General features: G+C 51.4%; 27 protein-coding genes. All 27 read right to left on the bottom strand.

The features are described from left to right. Positions 1 to 20: 20 nt before the first annotated feature. Positions 21 to 902: a MinD/ParA family protein gene (locus tag G5B47_RS01785; RefSeq protein ID WP_165093658.1), complete on the bottom strand. Its 882-nt coding sequence runs from the start codon at positions 900 to 902 to the stop codon at positions 21 to 23. After that, positions 899 to 2,260, bottom strand: coding sequence for a flagellar biosynthesis protein FlhF (gene flhF, locus G5B47_RS01790; RefSeq protein WP_165093660.1), 1,362 nt, complete (start codon positions 2,258 to 2,260; stop codon positions 899 to 901). The genes G5B47_RS01785 and flhF overlap by 4 nt, the downstream gene beginning before the upstream one ends. Next, entirely contained in the window at positions 2,257 to 4,290 is a 2,034-nt protein-coding gene (gene flhA / locus G5B47_RS01795) for a flagellar biosynthesis protein FlhA (RefSeq protein ID WP_165093662.1), read from the bottom strand. Before flhA ends, flhF begins: the two co-directional genes overlap by 4 nt. 18 nt (positions 4,291 to 4,308) lie before the next feature. Then, the gene (flhB, locus tag G5B47_RS01800) at positions 4,309 to 5,397 is read right to left on the bottom strand and encodes a flagellar biosynthesis protein FlhB (protein WP_165093664.1); all 1,089 of its coding nucleotides are present in this window, start codon (positions 5,395 to 5,397) and stop codon (positions 4,309 to 4,311) included. Positions 5,398 to 5,418: 21 nt separating this feature from the next. Next, complete coding sequence (gene fliR / locus G5B47_RS01805; protein ID WP_165093666.1) at positions 5,419 to 6,207, bottom strand: flagellar biosynthetic protein FliR; 789 nt, start codon at positions 6,205 to 6,207, stop codon at positions 5,419 to 5,421. A gap of 5 nt (positions 6,208 to 6,212) precedes the next feature. Next, on the bottom strand, positions 6,213 to 6,482 hold the full coding sequence (gene fliQ, locus G5B47_RS01810) for a flagellar biosynthesis protein FliQ (protein WP_025335359.1): 270 nt from the start codon (positions 6,480 to 6,482) through the stop codon (positions 6,213 to 6,215). 23 nt (positions 6,483 to 6,505) lie between these two features. After that, positions 6,506 to 7,270, bottom strand: a complete 765-nt coding sequence (fliP, locus tag G5B47_RS01815) for a flagellar type III secretion system pore protein FliP (protein ID WP_165093668.1) — start codon at positions 7,268 to 7,270, stop codon at positions 6,506 to 6,508. Continuing rightward, positions 7,267 to 7,776: a flagellar biosynthetic protein FliO gene (locus tag G5B47_RS01820; protein ID WP_165093670.1), complete on the bottom strand. Its 510-nt coding sequence runs from the start codon at positions 7,774 to 7,776 to the stop codon at positions 7,267 to 7,269. Before G5B47_RS01820 ends, fliP begins: the two co-directional genes overlap by 4 nt. A 9-nt stretch (positions 7,777 to 7,785) precedes the next feature. After that, positions 7,786 to 8,151: a response regulator gene (locus tag G5B47_RS01825; RefSeq protein WP_019910416.1), complete on the bottom strand. Its 366-nt coding sequence runs from the start codon at positions 8,149 to 8,151 to the stop codon at positions 7,786 to 7,788. A 29-nt stretch (positions 8,152 to 8,180) separates the two neighbouring features. Further along, positions 8,181 to 9,518, bottom strand: a complete 1,338-nt coding sequence (gene fliY / locus G5B47_RS01830) for a flagellar motor switch phosphatase FliY (protein WP_165093672.1) — start codon at positions 9,516 to 9,518, stop codon at positions 8,181 to 8,183. After that, positions 9,508 to 10,506 carry a flagellar motor switch protein FliM gene (gene fliM, locus G5B47_RS01835; protein ID WP_165093674.1) on the bottom strand — a complete coding sequence of 333 codons (999 nt, stop codon included), beginning with the start codon at positions 10,504 to 10,506 and terminating at the stop codon, positions 9,508 to 9,510. The genes fliY and fliM overlap by 11 nt, the downstream gene beginning before the upstream one ends. Positions 10,507 to 10,544: 38 nt before the next feature. Beyond that, entirely contained in the window at positions 10,545 to 11,015 is a 471-nt protein-coding gene (locus tag G5B47_RS01840) for a flagellar basal body-associated FliL family protein (protein ID WP_165093676.1), read from the bottom strand. Beyond that, complete coding sequence (locus tag G5B47_RS01845) at positions 11,012 to 11,236, bottom strand: flagellar FlbD family protein (protein WP_165093678.1); 225 nt, start codon at positions 11,234 to 11,236, stop codon at positions 11,012 to 11,014. Before G5B47_RS01845 ends, G5B47_RS01840 begins: the two co-directional genes overlap by 4 nt. 179 nt (positions 11,237 to 11,415) lie before the next feature. Beyond that, on the bottom strand, positions 11,416 to 12,234 hold the full coding sequence (gene flgG, locus G5B47_RS01850) for a flagellar basal body rod protein FlgG (protein WP_165093680.1): 819 nt from the start codon (positions 12,232 to 12,234) through the stop codon (positions 11,416 to 11,418). A gap of 116 nt (positions 12,235 to 12,350) precedes the next feature. Further along, the gene (locus G5B47_RS01855) at positions 12,351 to 12,737 is read right to left on the bottom strand and encodes a TIGR02530 family flagellar biosynthesis protein (protein WP_165093682.1); all 387 of its coding nucleotides are present in this window, start codon (positions 12,735 to 12,737) and stop codon (positions 12,351 to 12,353) included. Beyond that, positions 12,734 to 13,216 (bottom strand): flagellar hook assembly protein FlgD, encoded by a 483-nt coding sequence (gene flgD / locus G5B47_RS01860; RefSeq protein WP_165093684.1) that lies wholly within the window; start codon positions 13,214 to 13,216, stop codon positions 12,734 to 12,736. The genes G5B47_RS01855 and flgD overlap by 4 nt, the downstream gene beginning before the upstream one ends. Positions 13,217 to 13,243: 27 nt before the next feature. Then, entirely contained in the window at positions 13,244 to 14,713 is a 1,470-nt protein-coding gene (locus G5B47_RS01865; RefSeq protein ID WP_165093686.1) for a flagellar hook-length control protein FliK, read from the bottom strand. Positions 14,714 to 14,743: 30 nt separating this feature from the next. Then, a complete protein-coding gene (locus G5B47_RS01870) occupies positions 14,744 to 15,676 on the bottom strand; it encodes a MotE family protein (RefSeq protein ID WP_165093688.1) in 933 nt (310 codons plus the stop codon). A 20-nt stretch (positions 15,677 to 15,696) separates the two neighbouring features. Then, positions 15,697 to 16,140: a flagellar export protein FliJ gene (fliJ, locus tag G5B47_RS01875; protein ID WP_165093690.1), complete on the bottom strand. Its 444-nt coding sequence runs from the start codon at positions 16,138 to 16,140 to the stop codon at positions 15,697 to 15,699. 9 nt (positions 16,141 to 16,149) lie between these two features. Beyond that, positions 16,150 to 17,475, bottom strand: coding sequence for a flagellar protein export ATPase FliI (fliI, locus tag G5B47_RS01880; RefSeq protein ID WP_165093692.1), 1,326 nt, complete (start codon positions 17,473 to 17,475; stop codon positions 16,150 to 16,152). Beyond that, positions 17,456 to 18,304, bottom strand: coding sequence for a FliH/SctL family protein (locus G5B47_RS01885; RefSeq protein ID WP_165093694.1), 849 nt, complete (start codon positions 18,302 to 18,304; stop codon positions 17,456 to 17,458). Before G5B47_RS01885 ends, fliI begins: the two co-directional genes overlap by 20 nt. Further along, positions 18,297 to 19,313, bottom strand: a complete 1,017-nt coding sequence (fliG, locus tag G5B47_RS01890; RefSeq protein ID WP_025335374.1) for a flagellar motor switch protein FliG — start codon at positions 19,311 to 19,313, stop codon at positions 18,297 to 18,299. Before fliG ends, G5B47_RS01885 begins: the two co-directional genes overlap by 8 nt. 4 nt (positions 19,314 to 19,317) lie before the next feature. Then, the gene (gene fliF, locus G5B47_RS01895) at positions 19,318 to 20,904 is read right to left on the bottom strand and encodes a flagellar basal-body MS-ring/collar protein FliF (protein WP_165093696.1); all 1,587 of its coding nucleotides are present in this window, start codon (positions 20,902 to 20,904) and stop codon (positions 19,318 to 19,320) included. Positions 20,905 to 20,937: 33 nt separating this feature from the next. Then, the gene (gene fliE, locus G5B47_RS01900) at positions 20,938 to 21,249 is read right to left on the bottom strand and encodes a flagellar hook-basal body complex protein FliE (RefSeq protein ID WP_407945200.1); all 312 of its coding nucleotides are present in this window, start codon (positions 21,247 to 21,249) and stop codon (positions 20,938 to 20,940) included. 71 nt (positions 21,250 to 21,320) lie between these two features. After that, positions 21,321 to 21,767, bottom strand: coding sequence for a flagellar basal body rod protein FlgC (gene flgC / locus G5B47_RS01905; protein WP_025335377.1), 447 nt, complete (start codon positions 21,765 to 21,767; stop codon positions 21,321 to 21,323). 7 nt (positions 21,768 to 21,774) lie between these two features. Beyond that, positions 21,775 to 22,182 (bottom strand): flagellar basal body rod protein FlgB, encoded by a 408-nt coding sequence (gene flgB / locus G5B47_RS01910; protein WP_165093698.1) that lies wholly within the window; start codon positions 22,180 to 22,182, stop codon positions 21,775 to 21,777. A gap of 381 nt (positions 22,183 to 22,563) precedes the next feature. Further along, on the bottom strand, positions 22,564 to 23,967 hold the full coding sequence (gene hslU / locus G5B47_RS01915) for an ATP-dependent protease ATPase subunit HslU (RefSeq protein ID WP_165093700.1): 1,404 nt from the start codon (positions 23,965 to 23,967) through the stop codon (positions 22,564 to 22,566). Positions 23,968 to 23,971: the final 4 nt, after the last annotated feature.

Consider the following 23,971-nt stretch of genomic DNA (forward strand, 5'->3'; position numbering starts at 1 on the left):
CCTCGAATTCAGAACATTTCTTATTTACGTCGAAGCCACTTGCTGATAAAGCCCTTTATTCCTTGAGGTCCCGCCGGGGCAGGAGACCGCTGGGAGGACAAGTACTGCAGCGTTAATCTGTGAACATCCTTTGCAGCAACGCTATTCGGATACGCCATCGTGAACGGGATCTGGCGTTTGACCGCTTGAACCACATGCGTGTCGCTGGTGATATAACCGAGGAACGGGATATCCAGCTGCAGGAACCGCTGGGCGGCCATCCGGATTTTGTCGCTAGTCGCATCCGCTTCCCTGGTGTCAAACGCTTGATTGACGATCAGCTTGAACGGGACATGGGGATGACTTTTGTGCACCACTTTCATCAGGGCGTAGGCGTCGGTGATCGCCGTCGGCTCGGGCGTTGTGACAACAAGGCAATCGTCGGCGGAGGCGATGAATTTCATCGTTTCCTTGGACAGACCCGCGCCGGTATCGAAGAGAATAAAGTCCATATCGTCGGCGACCGCGGAAATCTGGGAAGTGAAGTAATTCAGGTCGCTCTCCGACAGCGAGAACAGTTCCTCCATTCCCGATCCCCCCGCGATAAAGGGCAGATGTTCGGGACCGATTTGAATAATTTGCTCAATTCCGGCTTCTCTCCCCAGCAAATGGTATAGATTATATGTTGGGGTAACGCCCATCAGCACATCTAAATTGGCCATGCCGATATCGGCGTCGAAGAGAAGAACTTTTTTGCCCAAACTCTTGAGTGACAGCGCAAAGTTGAGAGTGAAATTCGACTTCCCAACCCCGCCTTTTCCGCTGCAAACGGTAATAATCCGCGCCGAATGTTCTCCACTTTCGTTAATCACCCGGTTCTGTCCGGCGACAAGCTGTCGTAACGATTGCGCCTGGTCCATCATTGTTCACCCGCTCCAAGCAGCAAACCGCACAGCAGCTCTTCGGATGACAGAAGCAAATCGTCGGGTACATTCTGGCCGTTGGTCATATAGGAAAGCGAAAGCGGGTAATCGTTCAGTAAATTAAAGACGGGTCCAAAGCTTCCCGTTTCGTCCAGCTTCGTAATGATGATCTTATCCAGCCGATATTTGCTGAAATGCTCCGTAATAAGCTTCATGTCCCTGCTCTTCGATGTGAGGCTGAGGACCAAGTACGTCTCGCTCTTCAAAGTCTGCGCGAGCAGACTCTGAAGTTCGGCAACAAGCAGCTCGTTGCGGAAGTTCCTTCCCGCGGTGTCCATCAGCACCAGATCGCAGCTCTCCAGCCGGGACAATGCTCGCTGCAAATCCCCCGGGGACTGAACAACCTCCAAAGGCACATTCAGGATGGACGCATACGTACGAAGCTGTTCCACCGCAGAGATGCGGTACGTGTCGGAGGTGATCAATCCGACCTTCCGGCCATGCCGGAACAGCTGGTCCGCCGCAAGCTTCGCCAACGTGGTCGTCTTCCCCACACCGGTCGGGCCGGCGACGTACAGCAGCTTTGTATCCGGGGCGATTCCCCCTCCAATTCGGGTCGACAGGAAATGGAGCACCTGCTCTTTGACCGCCTCATCGAATTTCTCCTGCGGCCACTGCCTTCCGGCTTGATTCCAGGCCTCCAGCACCTCCCCGATCCATTCCTCGATCAGCGCCGTGTCCATTTCCTGTTCAATCAGCCGCTCCCTCAGGCGTTCCAGCCGATCCGGCAGCTCTCTTGATTCGGCCGATTGCCGGGCGATCCGTTCGATCCACTGCTTCATTTCTTTAATTTCACTAAGAATACCGTCGTCTGCAGTCCGTTCGGGAATGGCGAATGTGCTGGAAGGAGCCTCCTTAGGCTGCTCCGGGCCGGCTTCTTCCTCAGCCGAATGAACCGGCGTTTCTGGCAACAGTTCCGCCTTCTCCGGCAGCACAGCTACTGCGCCTTGTTTCCCGACCACGTCTTGAAGTGCAGCGGCAATTTCGGCAAAGCTTCGCGGCGGCTCCGAACCGCCCGGAGCGGCATTGGCCGAAGCCGAAGCGTAGGCCTGTCGGTAGGCGTTCGGGACACCTGCTCTTGGAGCGGCAGGTGAAGCTTCCCGGGCTCCGCCCGCCGTCTTCTTCTGCTCATTTTCAACCGCGGCAACGACTTCAATTTTCTTTTTTCGGAACATTCCCATGAACCCGCCGGTTCTGATCTCCTTCGTGCTCAGGATTACGGCGTCGCTTCCAAGCTCGCTGCGAATGGAATGCATGGCGTCCGGCATCGTATCGACAACGTAACGCTTCACTCTCATAGATTCACCACTCCAACGCTTTGAATTTCAATATTGGGCTCCAGTTCGCTGTACGACAGCACCGGAATATCCTGCATCGTCCGCTCGATCACCTGCCGCAAATACATGCGGATCGTTGGCGAAGTCAACACAATAGGCTGCTGTCCCGACTGCAAGAGACGATTGATTTGCTCCATTAGACGCTGGTACACCGTTTGGGTAGAGACAGGATCAAGTGCCAGATAACTGCCGTGCTCCGACTGCTGAACGCTTTCGGCAATCTTTTTCTCAAGCGACGGTCCTACTGTAATCACCTTCAGCGTTTCTCCCGATTGAGAGAACTGCTGGGTGATCTGCCTTGACAAAGCCTGCCTTACATACTCCGTAAGAACATCAGGATCTTTCGTATAAGTGCCATAATCGGCAAGGGTTTCAAAAATGGTAACCAGGTCCCGGATCGAAATCTTTTCGCGCAGCAGCTTGGCCAGCACTTTCTGCAAATCCCCGATAGTGAGAACGGAAGGAATCAGTTCATCGACCAGAACAGGATAATTTTCGCGAATATTGTCGACGAGCGTTTTTGTTTCCTGCCGCCCGATCAGTTCATGGCCATGACGCTTGATCAGCTCGGTCAAGTGAGTAGCCACGACGGACGGCGGGTCCACCACGGTATAGCCCGCAAGCTCAGCTCGTTCCTTAACCGATTCATCGATCCACAAAGCAGGCAATCCGAACGACGGTTCGACCGTTTCAATGCCGGTAATCGACTCGTCATCATACCCGGGACTCATTGCCAGGTAGTGATTAAGTAGTAATTCACCGCCGCCAACCTGATTTCCTTTTATTTTTATGACATATTCATTCGGTTTTAGTTGAATATTGTCGCGAATGCGAATAACCGGGACGACAAGTCCCATTTCCAGCGCGCACTGCCGCCTGATCATGATGATCCGGTCGAGCAAATCGCCCCCCTGCTGAGTGTCCGCCAGCGGAATCAGCCCGTAGCCGAATTCGAATTCGATCGGGTCGACGCTCAGGAGGCTGATCACGCTCTCCGGACTGCGCACCTCTTCAATTTGCTTCTCTTCAACCAGCTGCTCTTCCGCGATGGCCTTGCGGCTTAAGTTCTGGGTCATCCTATAAGCGGCGAAGGCCATAAGTCCTGCAAGCGGAAGCGTGGTGATCGCATGAATCGGTGTAAAAAGTCCCAAAAAAGCGACGGTAATCGCAACGATATACAAAAGCTTCGGATAAGACAATAATTGCCCTGTCAAATCTTCCGCCAAATTGCCATCCGAAGAAGCCCGTGTTACGATCAGGCCGGCCGCGGTCGAAATGAGCAGAGCAGGTATTTGGCTGACCAGACCGTCCCCGATCGTCAGAACGGAATAGGTAGACAGCGCTTCTTGAAAGGGCTTCCCGTGAACAGCGACCCCGATAATAAAGCCGCCGATCAAATTGATCAGCAGAATGATAATGCTGGCAATGGCATCTCCCTTGACGAATTTGCTCGCCCCGTCCATCGCCCCGTAGAAGTCCGCTTCACGCTCCACATTTTGCCGGCGCTCACGGGCCTGCTCCTCGTTGATCATACCCGCGTTCAAATCGGCGTCTATGCTCATCTGCTTGCCTGGCATTGCATCCAGCGTAAATCTCGCGCCTACCTCGGCAACGCGTTCCGAGCCCTTGGTGATAACGATGAACTGTACCACGACGAGAATCAGAAAAACGATAAACCCGATAGCGATTTGTCCCCGGGCAATCCAGCCTCCGAACGTAGCCACAACCGAACCGGCATTGCCCTCGGCCAATATCAGCTTGGTTGTAGAGATGTTCAGCGCCAGGCGGAACAGGGTCGTAATCAGCAGCAGCGACGGAAAGATGGAGAACTGAAGAGGCTCCTTCGTATTCATCGCCACAAGAATAATCGTAAGCGCAATCGAAATATTGACAATCAGCAGAAAATCGAGAAGTCCCGAAGGAATAGGCAGAATCATCATCAGCACAATGCCGATAATGCCGATCAACACAGTTAAATCTTTAGCTTTCAATGCATTCTACCTCCCCTGCTATCTCTTTCTGCCTTTAAGCTTGTATACATAAGCCAGCACCTCGGCGACCGCCTGGAACAGATCCGCGGGAACCGAATCCCCAATCTCCGCCCTTTGAAACAGCGCCCGTGCAAGCGGCTTGTTCTCCATCGTCATTACGCCGTGTTCCTTGGCAAGCTCACGGATGCGGAGCGCAACATAATCCTGGCCTTTGGCCACAATCTGCGGCGCCTCCATCTTCGAACCGTCATATTTCAATGCGACAGCGAAATGAGTCGGGTTCGTAATGATGACATCGGCTTTGGGCACTTCCTGCATCATCCGCTGCATCGCCATCCGGCGCTGGCGCTCCCTGATTTTACCTTTGATCAGCGGATCGCCTTCCATTTTTTTGTATTCGTCCTTGATTTCCTGTTTGGACATTCTCAGACTCTTCTCATGTTCGTAGCGCTGGTACATATAATCGAGCACTGCCATAATGAACAAGGCCGCACCGATTTTGATGCCAAGAACAAGAGTTAATTTAGCGGTAAAGTGAAAAATACTCTCCGTGCCGGTATGAGCGAGTGATGCGAAATCTTTTCTCTGCCCCCACAATGTGCTGTATACGAGATAGGCTATGATTACCAGCTTTAAGATCGATTTCAGCATTTCGACAAAGGAACGCATGGAAAAAATGTTTTGGAAGCCCTTGATCGGATTGATCTTGCTGAACTTGGGGGTAATTCCCTCACCCGTTACCATAAAGCCAACCTGTCCAACGCTTGAGACGAGTGCCATTACAAAGGTAATCCCCATTAAAGGTCCGAGCATAATCAGAATCTGCATCCCGTACTCGTTCAGCATTTGACGTACATTGGACGGGGTGACCTCCATCGTAAGCCGGTTAAGAAAGACGTCGGTAAACAGCGCCATAACCCGTTCTTTCAAAAATCCTCCGAACATCATCAGACTCAGCACCCCGGCCAGCAGGACGATCGAGCCCGAAAGCTCGGCGCTTTTGGCAATTTGGCCCTTTCTGCGGGCATCCTGCCGCTTCTTCGGTGTCGCCCTTTCCGTCTTCTCTCCGCCGAACAACTGGAGATCGAGTTGATATCGATAGGCCAATTCCGGCCCTCCTTACTTCATTTAAGGACTGTTCCCCATCAGGGTCAGCAAATTGCGCATCGATTCGAACATAATATTGAACAGGCTTTGAAAAAGCGCAGCCAGCGTTGGCATTAACACGAGCAGCAGCACCAGACCAACAATGATCTTCAGCGGAACGCCGATGACGAACACATTGTACTGCGGCGCGGTTCTAGCCAGATAAGCAAGTCCGATATCCGTCAAAAATAGCGCGGCCACTAATGGAGCGGACATTTGAAACGCGAGCACAAAAGACTGCGCGAACGACCGCATCAGGAAATCCGGCAGATTTCCGTCCATCAATTTCACCAGCAGCTGATTATCCAAAGGCACCCAATGATAACTGTTAATAATGGCATCCAGCAAATAATGATGGCCGTTCATTCCCAGGAACATCAGCAGCGCGATCATGTATTTAAAATTGCCGAGCAAAGGCGAGGACGCACCCGTCATCGGATCAATGACATTCGCAATCCCGAAGCCGATCTGGATGTCGATAAATGAGCCGGCTGTTTGGATCGCCATGAACATCAGATAACCCATATAACCGAGCAGCAGCCCGATCAGGGATTCCCTGATGATCAGCAAAATAATGCCAAGATCTTCGGGCACCGTGACGCCTGTTCCCCTAGCGCTGAATACGATGAGCGAGATGAAAAAGGAAATGCCGATTTTGAACGATGCTGGTACGCCTCGGGAAGAAAAGACAGGCACGACAACAAAAAAAGCAGTAATTCGACAAAAAATAAGCAAAAAGACTGGTAAACCTTTCAAGATGGAATCGATCATGGTGTTCATCCGATATACAAATAAAGATTACCCAGAATCTGGGATGTGAAGTCGGTAAGCTTGGTCACGATCCAGGGACCGAACAGAAGCAGGGCCAGCAGCACGGCGACGATTTTGGGGACAAAAGCCAGCGTCTGCTCCTGAATCTGGGTTGTTGCCTGAAAAATACTGATAATCAGTCCGACAACCAGACCGAAAATAAGCATGGGTGCGCTGATTTCAAGCATCAGATACACCGCCTGACCCGCAAGACCGATAATAAATTCCGTACTGATATCCTTCGCCCTCCTATCCCCTATCAGGTGCCGTAGCTGAGCAGCAGCGATTTAACCACCAGATACCAACCGTCCACCAGCACAAACAGCATGATTTTAAAAGGCAGCGAGATCATCACCGGCGGAAGCATCATCATCCCCATGGCCATCAATGTGCTGGCAACCACGATATCAATAATCAAAAAAGGAATGAAAATCATAAAGCCCATTTGAAAAGCCGTTTTCAATTCACTCATTGCAAAAGAAGGCACGAGCACCGTCAGCGGAATATCGGAATAGCTGGCCGGTTTGTTGTTCCCCGTATAGCCGTTGTATTTCATGAACAGCAGCAGGTCCTTCTCATGCGTATATTTGAACATAAATTTTTTCATCGGATCGGCGGCTTTGTTAAAAGCTTCCGTCTGCGTAATCTGGCCTTTGATATAAGGCTGAAGCGCCGTCTGATTCACCGTCGAAAAGGTTGGTGCCATAACGAACAGTGTCAGAAAAAGAGCAAGTCCTACAAGCACCTGGTTTGGCGGCATCTGCTGCGTTCCGAGCGAAGTGCGAATGAAGCCCAGCACGATGACGATCCGGGTAAAGCTGGTCATCAGGACCAAAAAAGCCGGAGCCACGCTCAGAACCGTAACCAGCAGCAAAATGGAAATGGAACTGGTGCCGCCCTGACTGCCATTTCCTCCAACTTGTATATCTATATTCGGAATCGGCTCGGCGGCATAGATCGGTTGCAGAGCCAGAAAACTGATAACGCCAATCAGGAGGAAGGCAATTAAAAGCTTTTTGTTCATAATTTCCCCTGCCCGTCCTTTTGGTCTTCGCCGCCAAGCAGCTCCTCGATCTGCTTGTTCCGGTCCGGAGCGGATCGCAGCTTGGACTGCAGCAGCTCATAGAAAGAAGAAGTTTCGTTCAGCTCCATTTCCTGAGACGGAACTTCCCCGCGCAGCCTTTCCTTTACCTTGGAAATCAGCGGAACGAGGAAGTTTCCGCCGGAAACGGACTGTTCCTCGAATGCCGAAATGATCATCGCCACTTCGCCGGGATCGGTGATTTTATCCAGAATGGACACATTATCGCCAACGCCGATCAAATAGAGGCTCCCTCCAACTTCAATGATCTGCATCGACTTGCCCGGACCGAGCCCCACCGCACCCAGGGTACGCATGGACCGGCCGCTCATCCAAGTCTGATTGCGCCGTCCCAGAAACCGGATCAGCAGAATGATGATCACGATAATGACCGCCAGCACAAAAATAACATTGAGCAAGTTCAGCAAGTAATTGCCTGTGCCGGACATGGGCTCTTCCTACACGCCCAGCGTTTTATTGATGGCTTCAATAACGCGGTCCGCTTGGAAAGGCTTGACAATAAAGTCCTTCGCTCCCGCCTGAATTGCGTCAATAACCATAGCCTGCTGACCCATGGCAGAGCACATAATAACCTTGGCGTTGGCGTCCACTTTTTTGATTTCTTTCAGGGCGGCGATACCATCCATTTCAGGCATGGTAATGTCCATGGTGATCAGGTCGGGACGCAGTTCTTTGAACTTCTCAATTGCCTGGGAACCGTCCTGAGCCTCTCCTACTACTTCAAATCCATTTTTGGACAAAATGTCGCGAATCATCATTCTCATAAATGCAGCATCGTCCACGATCAGAATTCGGTTAGCCATTTTTACAAAATCCTCCCTAAATTATGCTTTTATTGTAGTTTTTGAATTCGGTCCCATTGGCTTACAATATCCGTTACGCGAACGCCGAAGTTTTCGTCGATTACCACAACTTCCCCCTTGGCAATCAGCTTGTTGTTCACCAGAATATCGACGGGCTCGCCGGCGAGCTTGTCCAGCTCGATAATCGATCCCTGCGACATTTCAAGAATATCCTTAATTTGCTTCTGGGTCCTTCCTAATTCTACGGTTACTTTCAGGGGTATGTCCATCAGTAAGTTCAAATTATTTTCGTCAATATTTCCAAAAACGTTGCCGCTGAGATTGCCGAACTGTACCGGTTGAACATTGACGTTTCGGTTCGGCGGAGAAGACGGCGGCGGGGTCTGCGAATAAGGCGTTCCCTGCGGCGGCATTCCCGGTTGTCCAGGCATTCCCTGCGGCGGCATACCATATGGCGGCATCCCTGGCATACCATAAGGCGGCATGCCGTAAGGCGGATAATAATACCCTCCTTCCGGCATTCCCGGATACGGCGGCTGCACAGGAGGAGTCTGCTGCTCAGGGGCCGACTGCGTCGGCTGCTGAGCTGCCGGTGCGGGCTGCTGCGGCGAAGGCGCAGACTGTGGCGCTTCCGGCATCGCCGGCGCTTCCACAGCCGCTGCCGGCTCGCTCGAAGCCGCAACGTCGCCAAGGAGCATAGTAACCATATCCTTGGCAAACTGCACCGGGAGCAGCTGCATGAGCGTCGAATCGATCAAATCGCCAATGATAAGACGGAACGAAATTCGAATCAGCGTCTCGTCCTCCGGCAGGCTTCCAACTCCCTCGCCGCTTGACATATTAAGAATATCGATATCAGGCGGCGATATGTTGACAAACCGGTTGAAGATGGTCGACATCGACGTAGCAGAGGAGCCCATCATTTGATTCATCGCCTCTTGTACGGCGCTGACGTGAATCTCATTCAGCTCTTCGTCTTTCGGCTCTCCGTTTCCGCCAAGCATGAGATCGGCAATTACCTGAGCGTCGCGAATTTTGATTACGAGTGAGTTAATGCCCTGAAACCCGTCCACATACTGGACATGAACGGCAACATGAGGCTTAGGAAAGGCTTCTTCAAACTCACTGCGCTTAATAATGGAAACTTTCGGAGTGGTAATGTCCACTTTTTTGCCCAGCAGAGTCGAAAGCGCCGTTGCGGCGCTGCCAAACGTAATATTTCCAATTTCTCCCAACGCATCCTGTTCAAACGGCGTCAGATAATCATCTACCGTCTTTTCGGAAGGTACGCTTTCCTCGCTTCCCCCCGCCGATTGTCTTAAAAGAGCGTCGATTTCTTCCTGGGATAAATAATCTTTACTCGTCACGTTCTACAACTCCTTCGCTGACAATCTCGTCAATTTGCACGGCTACCCGGTCCTTGACCATACCCGGACTACCGATGAATTTCAGCTTGTCTCCCACTCTGATCGACAGTCCGGTATTAACGGTCCTGTTCAGCGAGATGACGTCCCCAATATTCAGGCCGAGGAATTCGGATATGGAAATCGTGGATTCCCCCAGTTCGGCTACAACCGGCAGCTGCGCCCGGCTCACACTGGCCTTGATCGCCTCTACTTCCTGCTCGTCCCGCAGCTTTTTCTCCGATACAAACCATTGATGGACAGACAGCCTGGACATAATCGGTTCAAGAACAACGTGCGGAATACATAGGTTAATCATCCCTGTGGTGTCGCCAATCTTCGTGCTTAGCGAGATCAGCGCGATGGTTTCGTTAGGGGATACAATCTGCATGAACTGCGGATTGGTCTCCAGCGCCTCCATCCGGGGTTCAATGTCGAGCACCGTCTTCCAGGCCTCCTGAAGGCTTTCGAAGCATCTGCTGAATATGCGCTCCATTATGGTCGTTTCGATTTCGGTCAGGGCTGTTATTTTGGAAGGCGCTGTTCCGACGCCTCCAAGCAGCCGGTCCAGCATGGCAAAGGCGATATTCGGATGCACCTCCAGCACCATTCTGCCTTCCAAGGGTTCGGCCTCAAAAATGTTCAATATCGTCATCTTGGGGATGGAACGGATGAATTCATCATATGGCAGCTGCTCTACCTGCACGACGCTGATCTGTACAAAGGTTCGCAGCTGCGCCGAAAAGTACGTCGTAAGGTAGCGCGCAAAGTTTTCATGAATACGTGTCAGGCTTCGGATATGATCTTTTGAAAAACGAACGGCCCGTTTGAAATCATAGGAACGAATTTTGCGCTGGGTTTCTTCTTTTTTGAGCTCGTCGGCGTCCATCTCGCCGGATGAGAGAGCTGCAAGCAGGGCATCAATCTCATTTTGCGACAGTACATCAACCATTCAATCACCCCCCGTAAAAATACTCGGAATCCGTCAGTCTAGATCGTTGCCAAAATATAATTAGTAATCTCAACCTGGGTCAGCTTTCCTTCTGGCAGTACGTTATTGATTAAGTTAACCAGCTTGCTGCAGAGCCGGTCTTTTCCGGCCGCTCCGTTCAATTCCTGCGGCTTCTCATCGGCCAGCGTCTTGATTATCAGCGGTTTGATTTTGATTTCCTTGATTTTCTCGAATTCTTCCTTAGCCGTTTCGGTATCCAGTTGGAACGCAAAATTTATAGAAACGATATAATTTGGATCAGCGAGATTCGTTTTAATATCGGTTATTTCCGAAGTCATGGCTACTATTTCGTCCGCGGTCAGTTTTTTGGTTTCCACCTGCTGCGCCGCGTCGTTCACCGCGTTACCGGTGTCGCTCGCAAACCATTTATTCATCAGTAAAAAGGCGGCAACCACGATCAACGTAATCGCAAGCAAAATCGTAATGAGCCAAGGCAGCATCTTTTTCATGAAGGCTCCTCCTGAGTATGGACTTTAATGGTGGCTGAATGGGCGCCGATTTCCTTATTGTAGTCCCTTATTTTCGCAATAACTTCTTCGGCTTTTTCAAGAACGATCAGCCTTTTGCCCGTCACAAGCGTGATATAGGTATCCGGGCTTTCCTCCACCATTTCCACCAGCAGGGCATTCAGCCACATTGGCGATCCGTTTAATCGTGTTACCGAGATCATGCGAGGCCTCCTAATAAGGAGAAACGGCTGTACCGTCCTGACAAGGCGGCACTCGTTTCCCGTAAAAATATAAACCGGTTAAATATAGAAAAACTTAAAAAAGCGAAACGAAACTATTATACTGCAAGACCGGCAGCCAAGTATATTGAAAAAATGACTGCCGGTATAATCTCAATTAATTAGCGTTTCAGATTGACGACTTCCTGAAGCACCTCATCCGATGTCGTAATAATCCGGGAGTTGGCCTGGAAGCCGCGTTGAGCGACGATCATTTCCGTAAATTCGCCCGTCAAATCTACATTGGACATTTCCAGCTGCCCAGCAACAATCGCGCCGGTACCCGCTTCCGTATTGTTGGCGGTTGTAGGTTCCAAAGCGCCGCCCGCGTTGGCATTCAAGGTCATGCGATAGAGATTGCCTCCGATTTTCTCCAGGCCCTGCGGGTTGCTTACTTTGGCTACGCCGATCTGAACTCCAGGCTCAGTCGTTCCGTCGGCCATCGTCTGGATGATCGTCCCGTCGTTGGAAATGGAGAACGCGGTAACATCCTCTCCAATCACGATCGGCTCGCCGCCAGAGTCCAGCACATGAAGACCGTCGGAGGTAACCAGATTGCGGCTCGCGTCAACATGGAAATCCCCTGCCCGAGTCAGGAACGGAGTCGCTTGATCATCAGTCAGCCTTACCAAAAAGAAGCCGTCCCCATCGATCCGCAGGTCGGTCGGATTATTCGTTGTTTGGGCGCTTCCAGCCAAGTGCAGCGTGTCAACGGACCCGATGCTTACACCCAATCCGATTTGCTTGGAATTGACGCCGCCCTGTGCGCCGTCAACCGGAGCTGAAACACCGGAGATCGTCTGGCTCATAATATCTTTGAACATTACGCGGCCCGCTTTGAAGCCAACCGTATTGACATTCGCGATGTTATTGCCAATAACGTCCAGCTTCGTTTGAAAACCGCGCATCCCGGAAACACCGGAGTACATGGATCTTAACATGATATTACCTCCCAGAAATGGAGCTTGGTCGCTCAGGTAAATTTGATATGACTCTCAGAGATGGACCGCTTCAGTCGGTCGGCGGTCGCTCCGGCTCTCCGTTAGGTCCAGCCGGATCAAGAAATAATAACTGCGCTATCGATTTGGGTAAATACATTGTCTTTCATCGAATCGCCGTCCATTGCCGTCACAACGGTACGGTTCGCTACACTTACAATCAGTGCCAAATTGTTCATCAGTATCAGCGATTCCCTGCTGCCTTTGGCCGCCGCTTTGTCTACGGCTGAGGAAATCTGGTCAAGCTGCTTGTTTCCGAGCTGAATACCTCGCTGTTCCAAGCGTCTGGCTGCATGATTGCTGAATTTCAGCAGCTTCCGCTGAAGGACTTTCTCGAAGGATTCGTCCGATGATGGAAGTACGGCATTATTGCCACCCGGACGCTGTAAATAACCGGGGTGCCGGACGCCCGTATACATCTGTCCAACGGTCATTTTATCATTCATGACGCCGCCCCGCTTCCTCCGCCGCCTGCTGTTTCCGCCGTGGAGCCGCCGCTGCCGTCCTGAATTCTAGTAATATCGGTAAGGGCGATTTTCTCCTTGCCGACCATCGCGTATTGAACGCCGCCGCTGACCACAATGGAATCTACCGTTCCCGAGTTCTCCTGTGAGGAGGAACTGTCGAGCCAGCTGACATTTTTCCCGATCAGGCCGGAAACCGAACCTAGTGATTGATTAAGCGCCGTCAATTGACCCGAAATGTTCATGAGCTGTTCAACCGATGAGAATTGAGCCATTTGAGCGATAAATTCCTTGTCTTCCATCGGCTGCATCGGGTCCTGATTCTGAAGCTGCGTAATCAGTATTTTTAAAAATTGGTCTTTGCCAAGTGACGTGCTGCCCGCACTGCTGCTGGCACTGTTGGCTGCCGAATAATTCGGCCATACATTGCTTGTCGATATGATGCTGTTTGAGGTTGCCACTACCTTTCACCTCCTTTTTCATTCGCATTAAGCCTCGGCCGAGAATTGGCTTGCCGGATTACGGGTGATCTGCCGTTCATTAGCCAGCCATTCTTTCCAGTCACTATCCAGCTCAGCGGCCAAGACGGCATCTTCCGAAGAATCTTTGCGCTCCTTGGACCGTCTGTCCGACGCCTGACCTCCAGTTCCCGATTGGCGCCCGTCATGGAAGAGCTGCGATTGGAGCGGTGTATTGTTCTGCGAAACTTCCAGCTTCTCTACCTGAAGACCCTGAGACTGAAGTGCTGCCCGCAGCTGAGACATTTGATTCTCCAGTAAATCCCTGGCTCCGGAATGCTCGGTCATAAACTGCGCAACCACATGTCCGTTCTGCATGGTGATTTTGACATCCACCTGACCCAGATGTTCCGGAAATAACGACAAGGTCGCTTCAGCGACTCCACCCTTCTTGACGATTTCAAGTTTACCGGTAATGAAGCCGGACATTTCCTCAGCGAACTTGTGAACCGGCACTTGCGGTATTTCCGCCTTTGGAGCGGTTGTAATGCCGTCCTTCATCGAGAGCTGCCCTGCGGTAATGACACTGCTGTCCCCTTGTGCAGACTGTTCAGCGGCCGAATCAATCAGCGTACCTTCGTTTGCTTGAACATGCTCTTTAGAAATTTCAGCAGATGCTGAAGACCATTTCAGCGGCAGCGGATTTCCGGAAGCCGTTTGCGAATCCGAGGAGGCTGTGCCGGTCTGTCCCGATGCGTCCGGTTGGTTCAATACGTCGGCAGACTTGGAAAGCGTGACTCCTGCGTTAGCATCGCCGGCCTTCGGAGCCGTATGCCCAGGAAGCTTAACCGCTTCATTGGACCCGGATGCCAATGCCGCTGCTGCAGTTGCGTGAGTCGCATGATCGGTCGGGTCAACCGTTCCGGTATAGGGCGCTATCATAGCCGCAAAGCTGTTGAACAGTGCCATTGCTTTGCCTGCCGAGGCATCATCGCCAGTCTCAGAGGCCTTCTGCATCCATGCTGCTAGGTTGTTGAGTTCATCCTGAACGGCAAACCTTGCCGTTGCGGGATTCTGCGCGATCGGCGTGAGCGCGGCCTGATTTTGCGGCTCCGCTGCATCATTGCCGGACAATAAAGCGGACACCTGAACCAGCCACCCTTGAAGAGCCGCCAGCAGAGCGGGATCACTTTCGATTTGTTCGTCCAGTTTGGAAAGGTCAGGAACCAGCTCTTCCAGGAGCTTCTTGCCGGATAGATCTGCCGAATCTCCATCTTGCCCGGCGGAACCGGATAACACCGAAAAAAGAAGGTTCTGCAGCGCCACTACCGCCGAGTTGTTGGGAGAAGCCGCTGCCGGGTCCGAGGTTAAGCCTGCCATCGACTGGATCAAAGTATTTGAGAACATTCCCGTTTCTGCAGTACCTGGCGTTCCAGGAGAAGCCGTCGTTTTCGCGCTCGGGCCTTTGCCTAATGAGATCATTTGAAATACGAGACTCATTTAGTTTCACCTCCTTTCAAGTCTTGACAGTTACTTGCCGCCCATCAGACGATTCATAACTTTGGCGGCGACTCCGTTCGTATCGTTCTTGGTCATTTCGGATAAAATGCCAGACCGTACGCTGTCATCAACAGTGCTTAAAATGGTAATCACCTTATCCGGGCTGATGGGGTACATTTCACTCAGCAGCTTTGCCGCCTCGGTGGCAGGCATGGAGGAAAAGGTCTGGCTTAGTTTTTGCTTGTCCAGATTTGCACTGCTGCCGGTCGGAGCCGCTGTCGCCGCCGAGTCCTGCTTCAGTCTGGATTGAAGGGCTGCAATAGCCATATCGGAAGAATTGGCCGATTCTTTTAGCTTAACGGATACATCCGCAGCGATTTTCGGGTCCATTTTTTCCAGGATCGCCGTCTTGCTGTCGTTATTCATCCCGCTGAGCAGTTGAACAACCTCCTCGGTCGTCATGTTCTGCATGATTGCCGCCGCTTTGGACGCCTTCATACCTGCATACAGCTTGGTCATTGCCACGATTTGCTTCTGGTGCTCATCCTCGGTTTCGACCGGCTGCTGACTGCTTGCGGCCTGCTGCATATCGCCGATCTGCGACTTTAGGGCCTCAACCTGCTTGTCCTGGGCGGTTTTCTGCTCATTCAGCTGCTTAACCGTCTCCGCCTGCTGGGAGAGCTGAGTCTTCAGCTCCTTAATGGTCGCCTCCGAGCTTGCCGCCTGCTCCTCCGCCGATTGACTGTCCTCGGAGGGCTCGCCTTTCGGATCAGGTATCCATTTATTCACAACCGGAATTTTATTCGCGATTTGCAGCATGTCGTTCCGGTAGTCCATATTAAAGAGCGCCAGCAGAACCCCGATCAGAACCAAGGTGAAAATAATCGGTATCATCAGAAAAAGAAACCGTTCGAACTTGCCGGCCGACCCTTCGTTTTCAAGTTCCATATCGTTCTGTGCCACTGCCGAATAACCTCCAGACGTCAGAGGGACTTCATCGCGAAGCGGACGGTAGCCATCTCATCCAATTCGTTTTGCTCCCGCAAATTCATATTCTGTTTAAAAATACCCAGCGCCTTATCTCTTGCCTTCAGCCAAACCTTCTCGTCGAGCGCCTTGGAATTCAAATTTTCCTGCTTCATTGTAACTTCCTCATGCGCCCGGCTGATTTCGGTTTGCTTGCGCGCAATGCAGTTATCCAGGTAGTCAACGTAATCCTGCATTTCCAGGATCGCAGCCATGGGTGTTCTCCTTTCGGCCGCATCCTGAAGGGCAACCAACGTGCCGTTCCGCTGTTCCATCAGTTCAACCATGTCTTTCTCCTGTGTCTGCAGTTCTCCAATCGCACTTGAGAGCATCCATTCCGCCTGTGTTTTTTCATTGCCCTTCAAGTCGACAACCTTTTGGAATGTATAATGAAATTTCATTGATTAAACTCAACTCCTCGAGAACTGGGAAATTAAAGCCTGTTGAACTTCGGATAGCGTTGTTTTCTCGTCTACCTTCTGCCTGGTGAAATTCCAGATGCTGTCTATGTAGTGCATCGACTCGTCAATTTGGGCGTTGGACCCTCTTTGGTAGGCCCCGATATTGATCAAATCTTCGGATTCCTTATAAACCGCCATTAGCCGTTTGACATTCTCGGCAGCTTCGATCTGATCCCTTGGCGCGATATCCTTCATCACCCGGCTGATGCTCGCCAGCACGTCAATTGCCGGAAAATGTCCTTTGTTCGCGATGCTCCGGTTCAGCACAATATGTCCATCCAGAATCCCGCGTACAGCATCGGCAATCGGCTCATTCATATCGTCTCCATCGACCAGTACCGTGTAAAAAGCCGTGATAGAGCCGGTCGGCCCCGTACCCGCACGTTCCAGCAGCTTCGGCAAGCTCGCAAACACTGAAGGCGTGTATCCCCTCATCGCCGGAGGCTCTCCTATGGCAAGGCCGACTTCGCGCTGCGCCATTGCATAACGTGTAACGGAATCCATCATCAGCATTACGTTAAGTCCCCGGTCACGAAAATATTCGGCGATGGTGGTTGCAATCAGGGCTCCTTTGATCCGGATCAGTGCCGGCTGATCCGACGTCGCCACGATTACGACCGAACGCTGCAATCCTTCCGGGCCAAGGTCGCGCTCAATAAAATCAAGCACTTCCCTTCCCCGCTCGCCAATGAGCGCGATCACGTTAACATCGGCTGATGTATTTCGGGCAATCATACCCATCAGCGTGCTTTTTCCTACTCCTGATCCGGCAAAAATGCCGACCCGCTGCCCCTTGCCAATTGTCAGAAGGCCGTCTATCGCCCGCACTCCAATACTGATCGGCTCCTGTACCCTCGGCCGGTTTAGCGGATTGGATGGAATATTGAAGGTTGAACTGTACGGCATTCGCGCCGGTATAAGCGAACCGTCAAGCGGCTGCCCAAGACCGTCGAGCACCTTGCCGAGCAGTTCCGAGCCCACCTGCACGTTAAGCGGCTTGCCTGTGCCGACCACATCGCAGCCAGGACCAACTGCCTGCAATTCACCGAGCGGCATTAGCAGCACCTTGTTGTCCCGGAAGCCAACGACCTCGGCCTTGAGCGGCTTGCTGCCTTTGGCCGGATAGATGTAGCAAACATCGCCTATACTTGCGTCCGGCCCCTCCGATTCAACCATTAGGCCAATAACCTGCGTTACCTTGCCGTTAATGCGAATGGGATCGATTCCCCTCAGCTGATCCTTGTATTTCTGGGTGTCAAGCATCTTGTTCCCCATTTCTATGCTCCTCGTTATCCAGCGCCACCCTGATCAATTCCTTCTTGATTTCCTGAAGCTGGGTGTCAATTCTGGCATCGACGCTTCCGAACGAGGAACGGATCACACAGCCGTGGTCCTTTACCGTTGCATCAGGCAAAATCTGCAGCTCTGCCTGTGAATCAATCGCCAGAGCAAGCTCCTCGCGCGCCGCATTCACGAAAGCGAACTGCTTGGGAGAGACGCATAAGGAAATGACTCCCTGCTCCCGTTTGCGTGCCAGGTTTCGCTTTATAAGGTCAATTGTGAACGCCGGCTCCACCGTCAGCTGCTTCTCCACGATTTTCTCGGCAATATCGCAGCTTAGCTCTACCAAAAATGGCTCGGCTTCCTGAATAATCAGATCTCTGGCCTTGTAAGCTTCCGACAGTACGGCTTGGGCTTCTGCCATCATTTCGTCCAGCCTGACCTTCATTACCTTCTCCGCCTGCAGCAGCCCCTCATCATAGCCCTGCTTGAAAGCTTCGGCTTTCACTGCTTCTGTCAGGTGTTCATCCTGCTCCCTCCGGCTCCGCCACCAATCCTCGGCCTCGCTTCGCGCTCGTTCGATAATGCGCTCCGCTTCAAGCGAAGCGTTGCGCACCTGCCCTTCGGCGAATTCCTTCGCATCCCGGAGCATCTCCCGGCGCGCCTGCTCTGCCGCCTCGCGCGCAGGATCTTCATAGTGCTGCTCGGCACTTTCCTCCGGCTGGGCTTCCTCTTCGGCAAGACCGGCATGCTGCCGGGCCAGTTCCAATCTTTTGAGCACATCAACGGGAACATATTGGGAGTGTTTGATCAACCTAGACAATGATGTCATCTCCTCCGCCGCGGGCAATGATAATTTCACCCGATTCTTCCAGTCTGCGAATAGTTGCTACAATACGGGTCTGAGCTTCCTCTACATCACGCAGCCGTACCGGCCCCATAAACTCCATTTCTTCCCGGAAGGTTTCCGCCATGCGTTTGGACATGTTTCGGAAAATGACGTCGCGGACTTCTTCGCTCGCGACTTTAAGTGCAAGCTGCAAATCCGCATTCTCGATATCCCGGATAATACGCTGGATGGAACGGTTGTCCACATTGACGATATCTTCGAAGACGAACATGCGCTTCTTGATCTCTTCCGCCAGTTCCGGGTCCTGTATTTCGAGAGAATCCAGAATGGTGCGTTCCGTCCCCCGGTCGACGCCGTTCAAAATTTGTACAATCGACTCGATGCCGCCGGCATTCGTATAGTCCTGTGTAACCGTCGCGGACAGCTTTTGCTCCAGAACCCTTTCGATTTGGGAAATCACCTCCGGAGAAGTGCTGTCCATGACGGCAATCCTTCTTGCCACCTCCGCCTGTTTCTCCTGAGGCAGAGAGGATAGAATCGCTGCAGCCTGTTCGAACTTTAAATAGGAAAGAACAAGTGCGATTGTCTGCACATTTTCGTTCTGAATAAAGTTCAGAATCTGGTTCGGATCGGCCTTGCGAGCAAAGTCGAACGGTCTGACCTGAAGCGTCGCCGTCAGGCGATTAATGACTTCCAGCGCCTTCTGTTGCCCCAGAGCTTTTTCAAGGATTTCCTTGGCATAATTGATACCGCCCTGTGAAATATATTCCTGAGCAAGACAGATTTGGTGAAACTCCGACATAATCAAGTCTCTTTCACTGTTGTCAATCTTGCGAACGTTGGCAATCTCCAGCGTTAGCTGTTCAATCTCATCATCTCTAAGATGCTTGAAAATCTGGGCCGAAACTTCCGGTCCAAGTGTAATGAGCAGGATGGCGGCTTTCTGCCTGCCGCTAAGCCCCTGCTGTGCGGCCTTTGCCATGCGTTCACCTCTGTTCGTCTGCTAGCCAGGTGCGCAGCAGATTGACGAACTCGTCCGGCTTTTTCTTGGCCAGGCTTTCCAGCTGCTTGCGCACTTGACTCTCGTTCGTTACGCTTTCCAGATCAATGGACGGATACTCGGTAGGCACCTGGAGCGGCACATCTTCCTCTTCTTCCTCCGCATTCTTGCGGCGCCGCCGGTAAATCAAGTAGCCAGCCCCGCCGCCAAGGAGCGCAGCCCCCGCCGCGATCGCCCATATCATCCAATTCGCCAGTCCTCCCGAAGCTGCGGCAGGCGTTTGTGTGCCGAAAGGTTGCGAGTAGACCGAAACTTTCTTAGTCAAATCAGCGTCAGTATAGGTAATCCCCGAATCGGCAAGGGAAGCTCTGACAATATTGACCAAAATATTGCGAATGGCGTCTGATGTCGCCTGATCCAAAGTATTTTGTCCGTCAGGTGGTTCAACCGCAACATTAATGGTTAAATCTTTTACAGTGTATGGACTTGCAATAATATCTTTAGTGATTCTGTTCACTTCATAATTCCTTGTCTCGGATGACTCCTCGGATGAAGTGTTCCCGGAGTTCGTGCTGCTTGGATACCCCTGCACGTCGCCTTCTCCGGTTCCCGCGACCCCACCGTTTGTGTTGCCTTGTCCCGAGTAAGTATTGCTAATGATTTGGGAACTGATTTCGATCCCTTTCATATTTTCGGTGTCAACAGGTGTAACCAGAACTTCTTTCGAGTTCTCTTTATCAAAGTTCAGCTTGGAAAAGACAAGCACATCGACTTTGTCGGGTCCTGTGAGCGTGCTGAGAAACGCCTTGACATTCTTTTTGACTTCATCTTCAAATTTCTTTTGAAGGGCGAAGTTCTCTTCAATTTGGCTGGATACTCCGCCTTGTCCGCCCTTGGCGGTCGGATAGAGCTCGGTCTCGTTATTCGTGATCGTAATATTGTCAACGGGCAAATTCGGCACGGCCGTCTTCACCAAGTTGAAATATCCGTCAATGTTATCCTGATTCGGTCTGAACCCCGGCTTGAAGCTTAGCACTACCGATGCCGAAGCCTTCTCCTGATCGTCCTGAGTGGCGAACACCGTTTCCTTGGGCAGATTGACAAGAACTTTGGCGTCCTTAACTCCCTGCATTCTCCGCAGAAGCTGTTCAACTTCCCCGTTTAGGGCATTATTGTACTTTACATTAAATTCGTTCTCCGTTGATCCGATCATGGATGAGCTCTCGTCAAATGCTTTAAAGCCGATCGAGCCATCCTGTACGATTCCTTGCGAACCGATATCCACCTTTACTCGGGCTGCGTCGGTGCTGGGAACGGAAATACTCTTACCGTCAGGACTTAACCGATAGCTGATTCCAGAAGATTCCAGATAGTTCATGACTCCTGCGGCATCCGTACTGTCCAAATCCTGAAATGCAACCTCATATTCGGTCTTGGTAAGCTGCATCGTCACAGCAATGATTATTATGATAATGATTAGCAGCGTCGAAAAGAACATTATCTTCTGCCGGACGCTGAATCTGTTCCAATACTGGACAAGCTTGTCCCTGTACTGGATGAATCTTTCATTCACAGTGTCACCCCATCCGAAACTTGGCTAGATTGTTTAGATTTGAGTTCTCATGATTTCCTGATAGGCTTCAATCACTTTGTTCCGGACTTGGGTAGTGAGCTGCAAGCTCAGCAAAGCCTGCTGTGAAGAAATCATCGCTTCGTCCACATTGACTTCCCCCAGGACAAACTTGTTATTCATATCTTTCGCATGCTGTTCCTGAGCAGCCACTTGATTCAGCGCATCCTCAAGATAGGAGCCAAAGCTCTTTGCGCTATCCGAAAGACCTGCGGATGATTGGGCCTCCGAAGTCTTCATTTGAAGCGGCTGAATGCTTTGTGCGCCAATGGTGATATTTTGTATCAATGTTTCTCCTCCTTGAAAATAACACTAGAGTTATCCGGATCGATCAAGCTCATTCAATAGGTTGAAAATTTCTATTTGCCGATCTCAAGCGCCTTGGTTACCATCGCTTTGCTTGCGTTCAGCATCGTTACGTTGGCTTCATAGGAACGGGATGCCGAGAGCATATCTACCATTTCCTTCGTAATATCAACGTTGGGCATATACACATAACCGTTGGCATCCGCATCGGGGTGGGTTGGATTATAAACTGGCTTGAGCGGCGAGGAATCATCGATGATCGATTGAACACGAACACCTTCGGATCCTCCGTTCATTTTGGAATTCAGAATGTTGGAAAAGCTGTTGTCTTGAGCCGATTCCAGCACCACCAGCTTCCGCCGGTATGGCACCGCCTTGCCGTTGACAACGGAGGCTCTTGTCGTTTCCGCATTGGCAATGTTGGATGAAATCACGTCCATTCTAAGCCGCTGCGCGGTCAGTGCCGAAGCGCTGATTCCAAAACTGCTGCCAAAATTCATACCTTAATTATCTCCCTTCGGTTGCCGTCCGCATCATCGAAATCTGGCTGCTCAACAGTTGAACGTACGAGCTGTAACGAAGCTGATTCTCGGCGCTGAGCGCCATCTCGCGGTCAATATCGACATTGTTGTCGTTATTGTTCATAGTAGTGGTTTCGTCAGTATGAATGCCCGGGGACGGAATTGAGCCTGTTGTCCCAAATCGGATATGACGGAGGTCCGTCACTTTGGCGCCGAGCGAGGGCTTAAGCCCGCTCTCCTGCTCGCGCAGAAAGCTCTCGAATGAGACATCGGAGCGCTTGAAACCCGGCGTATCGACATTTGCCACATTATTTGCCAGTGCGTTTTGTCGCATGGTGGCGGCATCGATCCCCCTCTGCAATCTCAGGAAACTGATACTGTTAAGCAATCCCAATGTTAATCCCCCTTCCAAAGCTATCATAATGAAAAGAATTCCACAACTCTTTCTGAAATCCTTCTCAAATCGACAAAATTTGATAAAAAAAGCGATCTTTCCCGCAAAAATATCTGGGACTTTGTGATCGACAGATTGAGACATAAATGAGGTAATTATTACATATATTGATTCTCGTAGAATTTGTATAATATTACAATAAGAAAATAGCCCTATCTTTTTAAAAAAGATAGGACTTTTCGGATTTTTTATGAAATTATTTACAATTAATCATCCATTTATTTCTTTTGATCTCAGTTAGTTCCGTAATTTCCCTTAATTTAGGTCAATTCGGGCTGCCTCCTGTTACTTCTTACCTAGGAACCTGCCATTCGGAGGAAGTTACAGAATATATTGGCTCAGATCGCGATCTTGCGCGATGCTTGCCAGCTTCTCACGAACATATTCGGGTGTGATTACCATTTTGTCAAGCGTCAGCTCGGGGGCTTCAAACGATAAATCTTCCAACAGTTTTTCCAAAATGGTATGCAGGCGTCTTGCCCCGATATTCTCCATGTTCTGATTGACTGTCGCTGCGATTTTCGCAATTTCGTAAATGGCTTCTTTGGTGAACTCCACCTCGATATCCTCGGTTGCCAGCAGATGGGCGTATTGTTTGGTCAGCGCATTTTTCGGTTCGGTCAAGATCGATACGAAATCTTCAAGGGACAGGCTGCTAAGTTCAACCCGAATGGGGAATCGTCCCTGGAGTTCAGGGATCAGATCGGACGGTTTGGCAACATGAAATGCCCCCGCCGCCACGAACAGCACATAATCGGTCTTTACGGGACCGTACTTGGTCATAACGGTAGAGCCTTCAACGATCGGCAAAATATCCCTCTGCACACCCTCACGGGAAACATCCGGGCCTCCTCCTTTACCCTGGCTTGCCACCTTGTCGATCTCATCGATAAAAATAATGCCGTTCTGCTCCGCGCGCGCGACGGATTCCTGAATAACGTCATCCATATCGATCAGCTTGTTCGCCTCATCCTGAATCAGCACTTTGCGCGCTTCCCGGATCGGAAGCTTCCGTTTCTTGGTCCGTTTCGGCAGCAGGCTTCCAAACATCTCCTGCATGTTCATCCCCATCTGGTCGTTCCCCTGGCCTGCGAACATATCCAGCATGGTTGGCGTAGTATCTTCGACATCGATCTCGATAACATCGTCTTCCATCTGCCCGGCCAGCAGCTTGAACCGGATTCCCCGCCGGCGTTCGTTTAACGAAGCGTCTCCGTCCGTATCTTCCGGTTTCGCATCCTCCGGATTCCCGCCTGCGCCAAACAGCATCTCGAACGGATTGCGCTGGGCTTTATTCTTCGAGCCGGATGGCGCGAGAATGCGGACGATCCGCTCATTCGCCAGCTCTTCCGCCCGGTCCTTCACCTTCTCGGTGCGCTCAAGCTTGACCATCCGGATCGCCGTCTCCACGAGGTCTCGCACCATGGATTCCACATCGCGTCCCACATATCCGACTTCGGTAAATTTCGTCGCTTCCACTTTGACGAACGGAGCATTTACCAGCTTCGCCAGGCGTCTGGCAATCTCGGTCTTACCCACACCGGTAGGTCCGATCATCAAGATATTCTTCGGCACGATTTCATCCCGCAGTTCTTCAGACAGCTTGCCGCGCCGGTATCGGTTGCGCAGTGCGACCGCCATTGATTTCTTGGCCTGCTTCTGGCCGACGATATACTTATCCAGCTCGGCTACGATTTGCCGGGGCGTAAGCGATTGATTAGCCATCTTG

Source organism: Paenibacillus apii, assembly GCF_011043685.1.
GTDB classification, from domain to species: domain Bacteria; phylum Bacillota; class Bacilli; order Paenibacillales; family Paenibacillaceae; genus Paenibacillus_AQ; species Paenibacillus_AQ sabinae.

Excerpts from the sequence above, each read along its gene's own strand:
- G5B47_RS01820 (WP_165093670.1), bottom strand. The coding sequence starts at position 7,776 with ATGTCCGGCACAGGCAATTACTTGCTGAACTTGCTCAATGTTATTTTT.
- fliP (WP_165093668.1), bottom strand. The coding sequence starts at position 7,270 with ATGAACAAAAAGCTTTTAATTGCCTTCCTCCTGATTGGCGTTATCAGT.
- G5B47_RS01785 (WP_165093658.1), bottom strand. The coding sequence starts at position 902 with ATGATGGACCAGGCGCAATCGTTACGACAGCTTGTCGCCGGACAGAAC.
- G5B47_RS01845 (WP_165093678.1), bottom strand. The coding sequence starts at position 11,236 with ATGATCTCGGTAACACGATTAAACGGATCGCCAATGTGGCTGAATGCC.
- G5B47_RS01865 (WP_165093686.1), bottom strand. The coding sequence starts at position 14,713 with ATGAGTCTCGTATTTCAAATGATCTCATTAGGCAAAGGCCCGAGCGCG.
- fliI (WP_165093692.1), bottom strand. The coding sequence starts at position 17,475 with ATGGGGAACAAGATGCTTGACACCCAGAAATACAAGGATCAGCTGAGG.
- flhF (WP_165093660.1), bottom strand. The coding sequence starts at position 2,260 with ATGAGAGTGAAGCGTTACGTTGTCGATACGATGCCGGACGCCATGCAT.
- G5B47_RS01855 (WP_165093682.1), bottom strand. The coding sequence starts at position 12,737 with ATGAATGATAAAATGACCGTTGGACAGATGTATACGGGCGTCCGGCAC.
- fliJ (WP_165093690.1), bottom strand. The coding sequence starts at position 16,140 with ATGAAATTTCATTATACATTCCAAAAGGTTGTCGACTTGAAGGGCAAT.
- hslU (WP_165093700.1), bottom strand. The coding sequence starts at position 23,967 with ATGGCTAATCAATCGCTTACGCCCCGGCAAATCGTAGCCGAGCTGGAT.
- fliG (WP_025335374.1), bottom strand. The coding sequence starts at position 19,313 with ATGGCAAAGGCCGCACAGCAGGGGCTTAGCGGCAGGCAGAAAGCCGCC.
- flgG (WP_165093680.1), bottom strand. The coding sequence starts at position 12,234 with ATGTTAAGATCCATGTACTCCGGTGTTTCCGGGATGCGCGGTTTTCAA.
- fliR (WP_165093666.1), bottom strand. The coding sequence starts at position 6,207 with ATGATCGATTCCATCTTGAAAGGTTTACCAGTCTTTTTGCTTATTTTT.
- flgC (WP_025335377.1), bottom strand. The coding sequence starts at position 21,767 with ATGAATTTTGGCAGCAGTTTTGGAATCAGCGCTTCGGCACTGACCGCG.
- G5B47_RS01825 (WP_019910416.1), bottom strand. The coding sequence starts at position 8,151 with ATGGCTAACCGAATTCTGATCGTGGACGATGCTGCATTTATGAGAATG.
- fliM (WP_165093674.1), bottom strand. The coding sequence starts at position 10,506 with ATGGTTGATGTACTGTCGCAAAATGAGATTGATGCCCTGCTTGCAGCT.
- G5B47_RS01840 (WP_165093676.1), bottom strand. The coding sequence starts at position 11,015 with ATGAAAAAGATGCTGCCTTGGCTCATTACGATTTTGCTTGCGATTACG.